The sequence below is a fragment of the Lentzea kentuckyensis genome, assembly GCF_002150765.1.
GTDB lineage: Bacteria > Actinomycetota > Actinomycetes > Mycobacteriales > Pseudonocardiaceae > Lentzea > Lentzea kentuckyensis.
In genome coordinates this window covers 48,438-61,649 of record NZ_MUYM01000064.1, presented here as the reverse complement: position 1 = coordinate 61,649, position 13,212 = coordinate 48,438, and the positions used below count along the sequence as shown (strand labels likewise).

Genomic DNA, 13,212 nt, shown 5'->3' with positions numbered 1-13,212 from the left:
ACCACGTCAGCGTTACGGAAACGACAATCGTTGTCAATTAGCGTTCTGCGGAAAACACGTGCTGACCGATCCTGGCCAGCGGATGGTCGGCGTCCGGCAGGCACACCAGGTCCCGGAAACCCGCCGCCGCGAGCTCACCGAGCCACTCCTCACGCGTCGGGAAGATCCGGTCGGTGCCCGCACGGAAGTCCGCGAAGTCGGCATCGGGCTCACTCGCCGGCGGCGACATCAGGAACTGCATCGACGTCATGAGCTGGTAGTGATCACGACAGGTCTCGATGAACACCAGCCGCCCGCCCGGCGCGAGCATCGAGTGGATCGCCCGCAACACCCGTCCCGCGTGCTTCGCGTTGTGCAGCACGTTCGCCGCCAGCACGAGATCCACCGAACCCGCCGCCGCGGCGTCGCCGTTGAGGTCGAACAGGCCGTACCGCACCCACGACCAGGACGCGAACCGTTCCTTCGCCGTCATCAGGAAGAACCGCGTCACGTCCGTGAACAGGTAGTCGACGTCCAGCCCGTCGAGCCGCGGCAGCACCTCCGCGGTCGTGCCACCCACGCCGGCGCCGATCTCCAGCACCCGCGTGGACCGCCCCTCGGCGAAGTCCCGCATCACCGCGGCGGCCGCGTTGTTCGTGTACCTGCTCGCCAGGTTGCGGCGGTACACGTCGTCGGCCACGTCGAGGTCGCCGTCGGCGAACAGCAACGCCTGCAACGAGATCTCGTCCCGCAGCAGTTCCGGCAGGTACGACACCGACTGCTGGAAGAACCGCGTCAGCCCCGGCCCGTGCGCGAACCCGCGAGCGGCGGCGTCGAGACGTGACCGCGCACCCTCGACCTCCGCGGCCTCCACGCGCCGCAGCTCCCGCCACACCCCGCCCTGACGCGTCACCATGCCCTCGCGCTCCAGCGCCGCGAGCCAGCGCCGCACGATCCGCACATGCCGTGGCGCCACCTTCATCGCCGCGACGATCTCGCCGAGATCATGCGCGGCCAGGCGATCCCCGAAGAGGCCGTGCCGCCGGACGGTGTAGGCGATCGCCAGCAACGCGGCCTCGTCGAGCAGATCGGCCAGGTCGCCGAGCGGGGCCAGGTCGGCCCCGGACACCGCCGCTTCACCGGCCGCCGCGGCCAGCCGGACAAGTTCTTCCATCACGCCTCCCGAGCTCATCGAGGGGCATGGTAGTTCGATAATGATTATCGTTGCGGAGAGCGGGCGGGGCCGGACGCCCCAGTTCCGAAAAACGCGGAACAACCCGTCTGGATCCTTTCCGTAGCAGTCAGCGACGGTACGATCACCAGTAGTCGTAGAAGGGGAGATGGTGAGGCTGGTCGTCGTCGCGGTCGTGATGGCTCTCGTCGGGGTGCTCACTCCGGCCGGCCATTCCGTCGTCGACTGCCTGACCACGCCGCACAAGAGCTCTTCCAAGGGCGGCGGCCAGGAACCGGTCAAGCAGGAGCCCAAGAAGGACGACCTGCCGCGCAAGTCCGGAGAGAAGAACAAGGATTCGCTGCGGCTCGTGCCGGCGCGGCGTGCCGCGGAGCAACGGCCCGCCCGGTCGTGGACGCACCTGCCGGCACCCGATCGCTCCAGCCGGCCGGCCGCGCCCGACGACGCCGGAAGAGTCGAGCACCTCCTCGAACTGACAAGACCCGCTGTGCTGCAGGTGTTTCGGAACTGATCGGCACGACGCCGAACAACCGAACACCAGAAGACATCGCACAGTGAGGAACTCATGGACTTCCGTCGCTTGATCGAGCGCGCCCGCGAACACTCCGTCGTCCGCCCGAAATCGGTGGGACAGCGGCTCGCGACCGGTCAGCAGCCCACAGCCCTCTTCGTCACCTGCGCGGACTCCCGCATCGTGACGTCGGCCATCACCGGCGCGGAGCCTGGCACCCTGTTCGAGCTCCGCACCGCGGGCAACGTCATTCCCGAGTACCGGCTGGAGACTCCGTCCAGCGAGATGGCGACGATCGAGTTCGCCGTCGTGCAGCTGGGTGTGTCCGAAGTGATCGTGTGCGGTCACTCACACTGCGGTGCCGTGAGTGCGTTGCACGGCACGGACATCGAGCACCTGCCCACGATGCGGAGCTGGCTGTCCCGCAACGCGAAGCGCGGTGCGACCGCGGTGGACCCGGCGTTGCGCGACGAGGGCAAGCAGCACGTGCTGGAACAGCTGCGGACGCTGGAGAACTACCCGTTCGTGCAGGAGCGCGTGCTGTCCGGTGATCTCCGCGTGCACGGCTGGTTCTACGACATCGAGACCGGTGAGGTCATGACGTCGGTGGCCGCGGCCTTCCAGCCCCTGTGAGGTCGGAGATGACCACCTTGACCAAACACCCTGACCACCGACCCGTTTCCCGGCCGGCCTGGCGGCAGACGTTCGGCAAGGACGTCGGCGCCTCGCTCGTCGTCTTCCTCGTGGCGCTGCCGCTGTGCGTGGGCGTCGCGGTGGCGTCCGGTGTCCCGGCCGAGCTCGGCATCGTGACCGGCATCGTCGGCGGCATCGTCGTCGGACTGCTGCCGGGCAGCACCATGCAGGTCAGCGGCCCGGCGGCCGGGCTCACCGTGCTCGTGGCGGACACCGTCGCACAGCACGGCATCGGGGCTCTCGGCGTCATCGTCCTCGGCGCGGGACTGTTGCAGCTCCTGCTCGGCGTGCTGCGCTGCGGCACGTGGTTCCGCGCCATCTCCCCCGCGGTGGTGCAGGGCATGCTGGCGGGCATCGGCCTCGTGCTGATCCTCGGCCAGCTCTACCCGTTCCTGGGCAGCACGCAGCCGAGCGGCACGTGGGCCAAGGTCTCCGGCTTACCGGAACTGGTCCTGCGCGCGTTCACCACGTCCGCCGGTCTGGCGGCGCTGGGCGTCGGCCTGCTCACCATCGTCGTCACGGTGCTGTGGCAGCGCACTCCGCCGAAGTTGCGTCTCCTGCCGGGCGTGCTCGTCGGCGTGGTCGTGGCCACCGCGGTGTCCGCGCTGCCGGGCTTCGACCTGCACCGCATCGAGGTCGGCAACCTGCAGGACGAACTGCACCTGCCCGACTTCTCGCTCGTCAACGCGGGCGTGCTCGGCGCGGCCGTGGTGTTCGCCCTGGTGTCGTCGGCGGAAAGCCTCTTCAGCGCCGCGGCCGTCGACCGGATGCACAACGGTCCGCGCACCCAGTACAACACCGAGCTCATCGCACAGGGCGCGGGCAACACGGTGTGCGGTCTGCTCGGCGCGCTGCCGATGACCGCCGTGATCGTCCGCAGCGCGGCCAACGTGCAGGCGGGCGCGCAGACTCGCGCGTCTCGCGTGCTGCACGGCGTGTGGCTGCTGCTGTTCGTGGTCGCGCTGCCGGGGTTGCTCGGGCTCATCCCGAGCGCGGTGCTCGCCGCCCTGCTGGTCCACTCGGGGTGGAAGTTGCTCGGCCTCAAGGGAGTGGCCGGCATGCTGCGCACCGATCGTGCCGAGGGCGCGATCCTCGTCCTCACCGCCGGTCTCATCGTGAGCACCGACCTGCTCACCGGCACACTCGCCGGACTGGCCGCCGCCGTGATCAAGACCGCGTGGGACGTCTCGCACCTCTCGGTGACCGTGACTCCGCTGGGCGACGACGACGAGGTCGTCGTGCTGCGCGGCAACGCGACGTTCCTGCGGTTGCCGCGGTTGCTCGCGGTGCTGGAAGGGCTGCCGCTCACCAAGCACGTACGGCTCGACCTGACCGGGCTGCGCCACCTCGACCAGGCGTGCGGGCAGGCCATCGAGACCTGGGCCGCTCGTCACCGCGACGCCGGCCTGGACGTGCACGTCGTCAACGCGGACTGACGTGCGCCCGCCCTCCCGAGGCCCGCGATCCGGGCCTCGGGAGGGCTCCCCCGGACGTGGGCCTCAGGCCGTCACGCCGCTCAACCGTTGCAGCAGCACCTGCTCGATCACGGCGACGAGGGCTTGCTTGACCGACGCGCGGTCGCGCGCGTCGCAGGCGACGAGTGGAATGCGCTGCTCCACTCCCAGTGCCTCGCGCACCTCGTCGAGGTCGAACACCTGCGCGTCGTCGAACTGGTTGACCGCGACGATGAACGGCGTGCCGGCCCGCTCGAAGTAGTCCAGCACCGGGTAGCAGTCCTCGACGCGTCTGGTGTCCACCAGCACGACCGCCCCCAGAGCGCCGTCGACCAGGTCGTCCCACAGGAACACGAAGCGATCCTGGCCCGGTGTGCCGAACAGGTAGAGGATCAACGACTCGTCCAGCGTGATCCGGCCGAAGTCGAGCGCGACCGTGGTGGTGTGCTTGTCCGGCAACGCGCCGGAGTCGTCGACACCGACCGAGACCTCGGTCATCGCCGCCTCGGTGACCAGCGGCTCGATCTCGGAGATCGCGCCGATGAAGGTGGTTTTGCCCACCCCGAACCCGCCGGAGATGACGATCTTCGTCGAGGACGGCCCTCGGTAGGTGTCAGAGCGCCCGGACAAGGTCGCGCATCCTTTCGATGGTGGCGAGCGGCAGCTCGCCGGACTCAGTGATCGACACGTGCCTGGCCGCGGCGAGGTCACCGATGACCACTCGGGCGACCCCGATCGGCACCCCCAGCGCCGACGCGATCTCCGCGGTCGATCGCGGCCGCTGGCAGAGCCGGACGATCGCGTGTTCCTCGAACCACAATGGCGCGGACAAGGCGGCCGGTGGTGCCTGTACCAGCGTCTCGAGCCGCAGGTCCGCACACAGCGGCCGGGTCCGGCCGCCGGTGACGACGAACGGCCGCACGACCAGTTCGTCCACTTCGGACTCCACGGTCCCGCGCGGGTCGGGCGGTGAGTCGGTCGCGGGCTCGAACCAGGGCGATGGCAGGCGGTGCGGGTCCTCGATGTTCATCGCCGCAGGGTTTCTCTCAGTTCCGCGATCAGCGCCGGGTTGAGCAGCATGCCGGCCCGGTCGGCGAGCACCGCGATCTCGTAGCCGACCAGGCCGACGTCGCAGGAGTCGTCCGCGATCACGCCGACGCAGCTGCCGTCCGCGATCGCCGACACCAGCAGGAAGCCCTTCCGCATCTCGATCATGATGAGCTTCAGGCCGTCGAAGTCGTAGCTGCGCGCGGCGCTGCGTGACAGGCCGGCCAGCCCGGCGACGATCGCGGCCAGCCGGTCGGCCGCCTCCCGGTTCAGCCCCTCGGACATGGCGATCAGCAGCCCGTCGGAGGACACCGCGACGGCGTCGCGCACCCCGTCGGTGCTCCGCACGAAGTTCGCCATCATCCAGTTGAACGCCTGCGGATCCTTCTGCCGAACGTCGACCGTCACAGGGACTCCTCCTTCTCGTCGGCGCCACGCTGATGCGCCGAGCGGAACCGGGTCAGCATCGCGCGGACCTCTTCCGGCGACCGGCCGGCCACCGCGGTGGGGGCCGGACGCGGCGGGCTCGGCCTGACCACGCCGGTCCGGTTCCCGGGATTGCGTTTCACCAGGCCGTTGCGGGTGGTCTGGCTGGGTTCGGGTGCCTCGACACGGTGTGGCCGGCGCAGCACCGCGGTCGCGGTTCCGTTCGTCACGGGGACGTCCGCTTCGGCCACCGGCCACCTGATCTCCCCGGTGCGAGCGGCCGGTGTCTCCGGCGGTGCGACGGCGGGTGCGACGGCCGCCGCGTCCGCGAGGATCTCCGCCGGGAGCAGGACGCGGGCGACGATTCCGCTGACCGGTGCCGCGATCAACTCGACCTCGACGCCCAGCCGTTCGGCCAGCCTGCCCACCACGTAGTGGCCGAGGAACCGGGTCGGCGCGACGATGAAGTCCTCCTCGCCGCGCAGCCTGGCGTTGGCCCTGGCCAGTTGCTCCGCCGACATGCCCACGCCGTGGTCGACCACGGCGAGCATGTACCTGGTGCCGACGCTCCCGCCGTGGATCTCCACGTCGACGTCCGGAGGGGAGAAGGCGAGGGCGTTCTCGATCAGCTCGGCCAGCAGGTGTGCCAGCTCGCTGACGACCGCACCGGTCACGAGCACGTTCTCGACGCGGCGCAGCGCGACCCGCCGGTAATCCTCCACTTCGGACAGACCGGCGCGGATGACGTCGGTGATGGCGAGTGGTTCGGTCCAGCGTCGCGGGCTCTGCTCGCCGACGAGGACGAGCAGGCTCTCGGCGTTGCGGCGCATGCGGGTGGCGAGGTGGTCCAGTTCGAAGAGCTTCGCGAGCGCCGCGGGGTCGAGCTCGTCGCGTTCGAACTCGCTGATGAAGCCGAGCTGGCGGCGCACCAGGTTCTGGTTGCGCCTGCCCAGGTTGGCCAGCGACTCGGTGGTGTTGCGGCGCACCAGAGCCTGCTCGCTGGCCAGCTCGAACGCCGTGCTCTGGACCCGGTCCAACGCACGCGCGACCGACGCGATCTCCTCGCCCGCGCGAGCCGGTGTGCGCACCGGCTCCGGCGGAGCGGGCGCGTTCGCATCCGGCGACTGCCATGCGGCCACCGAGTTCGGCAGGCGCCGGGCGGCGATGTCGTGCGCTTCCGTGGCGAGCGTGGCCAGCGGCCGGACGATCGACCGCAGACAGCGGACCACCAACGCCACCTCGAGACCGACCGCGAGAACGGCCAGGACCAGGGACACGATCAACGCGACGGTCGCGTCGTCGCGCAGTTCCACCGCCCGCTGCCGGAGATCCTCGCCCGCAGCGCGTTGGACGTCCCTCATCTGGTCGACGACCGACGTCATCTGCTCCCACCACTCGACCGGGTCGACGCGCTCGGCGATCGGGCCCTGCGCGGAGGCGACCGCCAGCGTTTCGGAGTCGGCGGCCCTCGTCGCGGCCTCGGTCTTCAGGCCGTCGTCCAGCTGGGCCCGTCTGGTCGCGGTGGCGTCGTGCCGGAACGCCGCTAGCCCGACCTGCCTGGCCGCGCGGATCTCGGTGAAGCGGACGTACTCGCCCGCGCCGAACCGGCCCGCGGCGAAGACACCGTTGAGGAATCCGCGTTCCTGCGCGGTGGCTTCCTTGGCAGCTCCGAGTGCGCCGAGCGCCCGCAGACCGCGCCGGAGGTCCGGGTCGTACGCCTGGTCCAGACCTGGTTCGGCTTCGTTCAGCGCGGCGATTCCGCTGGTGTACCACTGGAACGTGGCGGCTCGGTCGGCACGGCTCGCGTCCACGTTCTGCCTGGTCGTGATCAACGCGCCGAGCCGGTCGAGCGCGGCGCGCACCGTCGGCGCGCCGGGCGTGCTGTCGTCCGCGACGGCATTGGTCAACGTTTCCAACGCTTTGTCCGTGGCCAGCCGCTGCGGGCCCATCGTCGCGGCGTAGCGGTTCTCGCCGCCGAGCATGCCGTTGGTGAGCCCGCGCTCGCGTTGCAGTTCATGTGCCGCGTCCTGCACGGTCAGCGCGAGTGACACCGCCTTCTGCGTGCCGTTGGCGGCGGAGTGGTCGGCGAACTGCCCGGCGATGGTCACGCCGAGCAGGGCCAGCACGAGCGCCAACGACACCAGAAGGATCTGGGTGAGCCGATGGCGGATGGTGCGCGGCGCGATCAACCGTTCGATGAGCCGAGTCGATTCGACGCGTGCGCCGATCTCGGACGCTGACTCACGACGTCTGCTCACAGCGTCCTCCGATTGTGGAATCGACAGTCGCCTCACAAAAGATCCCCGACCATTGATCCCGCCCAGGCAGCCGATAACGTCGCAGGAGGCCCAAAACAGTGTCAATACGACGAACGGGCGAGCAACAGCGCCTTCTGTCACCCCGCGCGATCGCGGAAGCCGCCTGGCTGACGTAGTCGCAGGTGACGGCGATCGCGCCACCACTGTCGGTGACAACAGCGGGAGTTAACAGCATGTGAAGGATGTAAAACGCAGGTCACGACGGCCCGATCGCCCGCGTTTCCCGCCCTCCGCGACTCTTCACCGAAGCACGGCCGGACCGGTGCGAAATTCTTTACCGGCCAGTTTCGCCATCACCGGGCGCCGTCGCTTATACCTACAGGTGACATCGCTGCGACCCGGCAGGTGTGAAAAATGACGACATCCGAATTAGCCCAATGGCTTGTGGACCTCACGGCCGCCCGCACGTACTACGAGGAACGGTTCGGCTGGCCGGTGAACATCTCGATCACCGAGCGGCAGGTCACCATCGCGCTGGGCGGAACCCTCGACGCGATCACCATGCCCGCTCCCCTGGCCACCAGGGTCCAGGCCCAGCTGGGCATCGCCATGCTCGCCGGCCCCGTCATCGCGAATCCCGACGACACCGACTGGACCTTCCTCATCCCGACGGCGCCACCAGGCGTGATCACCGGCCTGGTGGCCGACCTGCCCGGCGTCCGGCACACCGGTACCCACACCGCGGTTCCGGCCCCCGGCACGAACTCGCGATGGATCCGCGAACCAGGACCGAAGCTCGTGCTCCCCTCGGTCCACGCGGTGGTGGCGACCGCCCGGCGGGTGCTCGCCACCCAGCAGGGTGTCTGATCGGCGCTGGTTCGGCCGGGCTCTGGCCGGCGGCGACGATCTGCCGACCGGCCTGACCCCGGAGGTCCCTACCTGCCGGATTCCTGAACGTACGAGTCCAGGCTGCTGTCGTGCGGCACCAGCGAAAGACCGTGCCGAGCCAGGAAGTCGCGGACGCGGACGTCGAACAGGCCGCTGAAGGCCGCGGCCTCCGTCCCGCCCGGTCCGGCGATCATCCGCACTGCCGGAACCCGCCAGGTCTCCAGCACTCCGGCCGCGGTCTTCTGGGCGTTGGTCCGATAGACGACCAGATCCGGCCGATCCTCGGAGAAGTAGCCGCGCATGGTCGCGACCGGCTCCGCACCCTCGTCCAGAATGCCGACGACGGTCCAGGCATCCGCGGTCGTCCCGAGCAGAACGAACCTCGACGCGATCTCGGCAGTGGTGACGTAAGTGACGCGGAAGCCGAGCCGGGCGAACTCCTCGACGACCGCCAGGGTGGGAAGTGGTCTCCCGTTCGCCGGGTGGTCCAGGATCGCGATGTGCTTGCCGGGAGACAGCTGTTCGACCATCCGGCTTCCTCTTTCGCCCTCCACCCGAAAACACACTACGAATGATCGAGTCCCAGCACGGTGAAAGCACTGTGCCGGGCAGCTCGCAGATCACCTGGCCTTGCGAACCTCGACCAGCACGGCGCGGTAGCTGTCATCCATGAGACACATGATAGGACGGCCACCGTTAGGAAAACTCCGCGAGAAGAGGCACACAAGTCTAGTAAAAACCCGAACTTCCGCTGTGCTCTGCTGGCCGGCGTGCTCATTGGATTTCTGAACCACCACCTCCGGCCGTACCGGGGGACGGCGCTGCTCCTGGTGGTGCTGCAGCTGGTCCAGACGACCGCGACCCTGCTGCTGCCCACGCTCAACGCGCAGATCATCGACAACGGGGTCCTGCGCGGCGACGCGGGTTACATCTGGCGCACCGGGTTCATCATGCTCGGCGTCGCGGCGGTGCAGCTGCTGACGGTGAGCGGCGCGATGCTGTTGAGCGCGCGGATGTCGGCTGGCCTCGGCCGGGATCTGCGGGCCAAGGTGTTCGGAAGGGTCATGAGCCTCTCGGCGCGTGAGGTCGACCGGCTCGGCGCGCCGTCGCTGATCACCAGAACCGTCAACGACGTCCAGCAGGTCCAGAACGTCGTCCTGACCACCGCCGACGTGGCCGTGTCCGCGATCATCATGTGCGCCGGCGGTATCGCGCTGGCGCTCGTCCAGGACGTGCCGGTGTCCACGATCGTCGTCGCGCTCGTCATCGTGGTGATCATCGGCCTGATCCTGATGCTGCACCGCCTTTCCCCGTTCTACGCTGCCATGCAGAGCCAACTGGACCGCGTCAACCATCTGCTGCGCGAGCGGATCACCGGGGTCCGGGTGATCCGGGCGTTCGTCCGCGACCCGCACGAGCGCGGCCGGTTCGACGCGACCAACCGCGACCTCCTCGGCACCAGTCTGCGGGTCGGGCGGATCATGGCGACGATCCCCGTGGTGCTCATGGCCGTGATGAACGTGCTGGTCGTGGCGATCGTCTGGTTCTCCGGCCGGCGCATCGACGCGGGCTCCATGCAACTCGGCTCGCTCCTGGCGCTGCTGTCGTACGTGATGCTGATCATCTTCGCGGTGATCATGGCGATGCTCGTGTTCACCGACGCCCCGCGCGCCACGGTCTCGGCGGCACGCGTGGACGAGGTGCTGCGGACGGAATCCAGCATCACCACACCGAAGAACCCCGTCACGCGGATGCCCGAGCGAGGCCACCTGGAGCTGCGCGACGCCACGTTCGGCTATCCCGGAGCCGAGAACCCGGTGCTGCGCGACGTCTCCGTGCTGGCCCGGCCGGGCGATGTCGTCGCGATTCTCGGCAGCACCGGCAGCGGCAAGTCGACGCTGCTGTCCCTGGCCGCACGGCTCCACGACGTGACCGGAGGCCAGGTGAGGATCAACGGGGTCGACATCCGCGAGCTGGACCCGGTGGTGCTGCACGAGGTCGTCGGGTACGTGCCGCAGAAGGCACACCTGTTCAGCGGCACGATCGCGTCGAACCTCCGGTACGGCAAGGCGGACGCGACCGACGACGAGCTGTGGCACGCGCTGGAGATCGCGCAGGCCGCCGAGTTCGTACGGCCGCTCGGGCTCGACGGGCCGATCACGCAGGGCGGCTCGAACGTCTCGGGAGGGCAGCGGCAACGACTCGCGATCGCGCGGACGCTGGTGCGCGGACCCGAGATCTACCTGCTCGACGACTGCTTCTCCGCGCTCGACGCGGCCACCGAGGCACGCCTGCGCGGCGCGCTGGCCCGCGAACTGCACAACGCCACAGTCCTGGTGGCGACCCAGCGGATCAGCACCGCGGAGGCCGCGTCGCGGGTCGTGGTGCTGGAGGGCGGCCGGGTCACCGGCTCCGGCACGCATGCCGAGCTGATCGCCACCAACGAGACCTACCGCGGAATCGCTCTCTCCCAACCTGTGCAAGGGACCGCCCGATGACGCTGCACGCCGATCCCGAAGTCACCGTGGCCGTCGAAGAGCCCGGAAAGCCCGGTGCCACCAAACGACTGTTCGGGTTGTTGTTGCCCTACCGGAGGAAGCTCGTCGTCATCGGATCGCTCGCGGTCGCGACGATCGGGCTCAACGTGCTGGGCCCGATTCTCCTCGGCCGCGCCACCGATCTCATCGTCGCCGGTCTGGTCAGCCGCGGCCTGCCCGCGGGAGCGAGCCAGGAGGAGGTCCTGGCCCAGCTGCGCGAACAGGGCAAGGACACCCTCGCCAACGTTGTCAGCACCGTCCACATCGTCCCCGGCCAAGGCGTCGACTTCCCCGCGCTGGGCCAGTTGCTGGTGCTCGTCCTCGGTCTCTACCTCCTCGGCTCACTCAGCCTGCTCGTGCAGGGGCGGATCGTCACGAGCGTGGTGCAGCACGCGATGTACAAGCTGCGCGAGGAGATCGACGCGAAGCTGACCCGGATTCCGTTGTCCTACTTCGACCGCAACCCGCGCGGCGAGGTGTTGTCCCGTGTCACCAACGACGTCGACAACCTGCAACGAACCCTGCAGCTCTCGATCGGCCAGATGTCCACCGCAGTCGTCAGCGTGTTCGGGGTGCTGGTGATCATGCTGGTGATCTCGGTCGAACTCGCCCTGCTGGTGCTGATCTGCGTGCCCGCCGCGCTGGTGCTCGCCGCATGGATCGCCAAACGGGCCGCGCCGAAGTTCGCGCGGCAATGGCAGTCGACCGGCGCGTTGAACGCGCACGTCGAGGAGATGTACAGCGGGCACGCGCTGATCACCGCGTTCGGCCGCCAGGAGGAGGCCGCGCGGGAGTTCGCCGAGCGCAACGAGGCCATGTACCGGTCGTCGTCGGCCGCGCAGGCGATCTCCGGCCTGATCGGGCCCGCCATCCGGTTCGTCACCGACCTCAACTACGTGCTCGTCGCCGTCGTCGGTGCGCTGCGCGTGGCTTCCGGTTCGGTGTCGATCGGTGACGTGCAGGCCTTCATCCAGTACTCGGACATGTTCTCCCAGCCGATCATCGACGTCGCGAACTTCTCCGGCCAGCTGCAGTCCGGCATCGCGTCCGCCGAGCGGGTGTTCGAGCTGCTGGACGAGCCGGAGCAGTCGGCCCCGCCCGCTACACCGGCGAAGGTCTCCCCGGTGCGCGGCCACGTCGAGTTCTCGCGCGTCTCCTTCCGGTACCTGCCGGAGAAGCCGTTGATCGACGACCTGTCGCTCACCGCGAAACCCGGTCAGCTCGTCGCGATCGTCGGACCGACCGGTGCCGGCAAGACGACGCTGGGCAACCTGCTGCTGCGGTTCCACGAGCTCGACGGCGGCCGGATCCTGTTGGACGGCACGGACATCACGTCGATGACCCGCGAGGACCTCAGATCCGCCATCGGGCTGGTTTCGCAGGACACCTGGCTGTTCGAGGGCACGATCGCCGACAACATCGCCTACGGACGGCCCGGCGCGACCCGCGAGGAGATCGTCGAGGCGGCGCAGGCGATGTGCGTCGACCGGTTCGTGCGCTCGCTGCCCGACGGCTACGACACCGTGCTCGACGAGGAGCACGGCGGCCTGTCCGCGGGCGAACGGCAGCTGATCACGCTGGCCCGCGCGTTCCTCGCCCAGCCGGCGATCCTGCTGCTGGACGAGGCCACGTCGTCGGTCGACACCCGCACGGAAGTCCTGATCCAGCAAGCCATGACGTCGCTGCGGGCGGGCCGGACGAGCTTCGTCATCGCGCACCGGCTGTCCACGATCCGGGGCGCCGACCTCATCGTGGTGATGGATCAGGGAGCCGTCGTGGAACGCGGGACGCACGACGAACTGATGGCGGCCAACGGCTTCTACGCCCGGCTGTACTCCTCAATCTGAACAATCTTCAGGAAGGCACTCTTCCGCCCCATTTCTAGGCAACTTCCCAATTGCGGCGGAGTTCCATTGACGCTCAACCGGGCTGACCTGCATCGTAAAAGTGATACAGGACATAGCTCGGAAGGAAGTGCAGCCATGACGCAGCATCGCGTTGTCCTTCACGGTGGCCCTCAGCTCTCGGCGAATGTGCGAGTGTGCGAGGTCGATGACCTGTCCGCCAACGTCAAGATGGTGCACGGCAACGGCCGCGAGCATTTCGCCTATTCGGGCGCGACCATGGAGCTGGACGGCGAGCAGGTGCACAGGTTCGACTGGATCGGCCGCACCAAGATCGCCGAGTAGCCCCCCGACCAGGGCCGGAACTCGCCCGTTGCCCCTTC

The 13,212-nt window shown here is 68.9% G+C and carries 13 protein-coding genes; 7 read left to right on the top strand and 6 right to left on the bottom strand.

The window, feature by feature from the left end; genetic code table 11:
* Positions 1 to 37: 37 nt before the first annotated feature.
* Entirely contained in the window at positions 38 to 1,171 is a 1,134-nt protein-coding gene (locus B0F77_RS28560) for a class I SAM-dependent methyltransferase (protein ID WP_158102848.1), read from the bottom strand.
* Positions 1,172 to 1,322: 151 nt separating this feature from the next.
* Between B0F77_RS28560 and B0F77_RS48105 the strand changes: the two genes are divergently transcribed.
* From B0F77_RS48105 to B0F77_RS28550, 3 genes are read left to right on the top strand one after another with little or no spacing between them, the layout of a single operon-like run.
* A complete protein-coding gene (locus tag B0F77_RS48105) occupies positions 1,323 to 1,682 on the top strand; it encodes a hypothetical protein (protein ID WP_245848760.1) in 360 nt (119 codons plus the stop codon).
* A gap of 54 nt (positions 1,683 to 1,736) precedes the next feature.
* Positions 1,737 to 2,315, top strand: a complete 579-nt coding sequence (locus B0F77_RS28555; protein ID WP_086666094.1) for a carbonic anhydrase — start codon at positions 1,737 to 1,739, stop codon at positions 2,313 to 2,315.
* A gap of 8 nt (positions 2,316 to 2,323) precedes the next feature.
* A complete protein-coding gene (locus tag B0F77_RS28550; RefSeq protein ID WP_086666167.1) occupies positions 2,324 to 3,811 on the top strand; it encodes a SulP family inorganic anion transporter in 1,488 nt (495 codons plus the stop codon).
* Between the two features lie 63 nt (positions 3,812 to 3,874).
* On the opposite strand, the gene B0F77_RS28545 is transcribed toward B0F77_RS28550, so the two are convergent.
* The 4 genes from B0F77_RS28545 to B0F77_RS28530 are packed head-to-tail and all read right to left on the bottom strand — an operon-like array spanning position 3,875 to position 7,560.
* Positions 3,875 to 4,459 (bottom strand): GTP-binding protein, encoded by a 585-nt coding sequence (locus tag B0F77_RS28545; protein WP_086666093.1) that lies wholly within the window; start codon positions 4,457 to 4,459, stop codon positions 3,875 to 3,877.
* Entirely contained in the window at positions 4,443 to 4,859 is a 417-nt protein-coding gene (locus B0F77_RS28540; RefSeq protein ID WP_086666092.1) for a DUF742 domain-containing protein, read from the bottom strand. Before B0F77_RS28540 ends, B0F77_RS28545 begins: the two co-directional genes overlap by 17 nt.
* Positions 4,856 to 5,284 carry a roadblock/LC7 domain-containing protein gene (locus B0F77_RS28535; RefSeq protein WP_169730994.1) on the bottom strand — a complete coding sequence of 143 codons (429 nt, stop codon included), beginning with the start codon at positions 5,282 to 5,284 and terminating at the stop codon, positions 4,856 to 4,858. The genes B0F77_RS28540 and B0F77_RS28535 overlap by 4 nt, the downstream gene beginning before the upstream one ends.
* Entirely contained in the window at positions 5,281 to 7,560 is a 2,280-nt protein-coding gene (locus B0F77_RS28530) for a sensor histidine kinase (protein ID WP_245848758.1), read from the bottom strand. The genes B0F77_RS28535 and B0F77_RS28530 overlap by 4 nt, the downstream gene beginning before the upstream one ends.
* A gap of 414 nt (positions 7,561 to 7,974) precedes the next feature.
* Here B0F77_RS28530 and B0F77_RS28525 point away from each other — a divergent pair, with 414 nt between their 5' ends.
* A complete protein-coding gene (locus tag B0F77_RS28525; protein ID WP_143466943.1) occupies positions 7,975 to 8,427 on the top strand; it encodes a hypothetical protein in 453 nt (150 codons plus the stop codon).
* 68 nt (positions 8,428 to 8,495) lie between these two features.
* Here the strand turns inward: B0F77_RS28525 and B0F77_RS28520 are convergent, their stop codons facing one another.
* On the bottom strand, positions 8,496 to 8,978 hold the full coding sequence (locus B0F77_RS28520) for a glycosyltransferase (RefSeq protein ID WP_086666090.1): 483 nt from the start codon (positions 8,976 to 8,978) through the stop codon (positions 8,496 to 8,498).
* Positions 8,979 to 9,218: 240 nt separating this feature from the next.
* On the opposite strand from B0F77_RS28520, the gene B0F77_RS28515 reads away from it, so the two are divergent.
* The 3 genes from B0F77_RS28515 (at position 9,219) to B0F77_RS48100 (ending at position 13,174) form a co-directional block, all read left to right on the top strand.
* Positions 9,219 to 10,946, top strand: a complete 1,728-nt coding sequence (locus tag B0F77_RS28515) for an ABC transporter ATP-binding protein (protein ID WP_086666089.1) — start codon at positions 9,219 to 9,221, stop codon at positions 10,944 to 10,946.
* Entirely contained in the window at positions 10,943 to 12,832 is a 1,890-nt protein-coding gene (locus B0F77_RS28510; RefSeq protein ID WP_086666088.1) for an ABC transporter ATP-binding protein, read from the top strand. The genes B0F77_RS28515 and B0F77_RS28510 overlap by 4 nt, the downstream gene beginning before the upstream one ends.
* Before the next feature lie 135 nt (positions 12,833 to 12,967).
* Positions 12,968 to 13,174, top strand: a complete 207-nt coding sequence (locus B0F77_RS48100) for a DUF5988 family protein (protein WP_281252554.1) — start codon at positions 12,968 to 12,970, stop codon at positions 13,172 to 13,174.
* Positions 13,175 to 13,212 lie beyond the last annotated feature (38 nt).

Coding starts and splice junctions, on each gene's coding strand:
- B0F77_RS28520 (WP_086666090.1), bottom strand. CDS start 8,978: ATGGTCGAACAGCTGTCTCCCGGCAAGCACATCGCGATCCTGGACCAC.
- B0F77_RS28525 (WP_143466943.1), top strand. CDS start 7,975: ATGACGACATCCGAATTAGCCCAATGGCTTGTGGACCTCACGGCCGCC.
- B0F77_RS28540 (WP_086666092.1), bottom strand. CDS start 4,859: ATGAACATCGAGGACCCGCACCGCCTGCCATCGCCCTGGTTCGAGCCC.
- B0F77_RS48100 (WP_281252554.1), top strand. CDS start 12,968: ATGACGCAGCATCGCGTTGTCCTTCACGGTGGCCCTCAGCTCTCGGCG.
- B0F77_RS28550 (WP_086666167.1), top strand. CDS start 2,324: ATGACCACCTTGACCAAACACCCTGACCACCGACCCGTTTCCCGGCCG.
- B0F77_RS28555 (WP_086666094.1), top strand. CDS start 1,737: ATGGACTTCCGTCGCTTGATCGAGCGCGCCCGCGAACACTCCGTCGTC.
- B0F77_RS28560 (WP_158102848.1), bottom strand. CDS start 1,171: ATGAGCTCGGGAGGCGTGATGGAAGAACTTGTCCGGCTGGCCGCGGCG.
- B0F77_RS28510 (WP_086666088.1), top strand. CDS start 10,943: ATGACGCTGCACGCCGATCCCGAAGTCACCGTGGCCGTCGAAGAGCCC.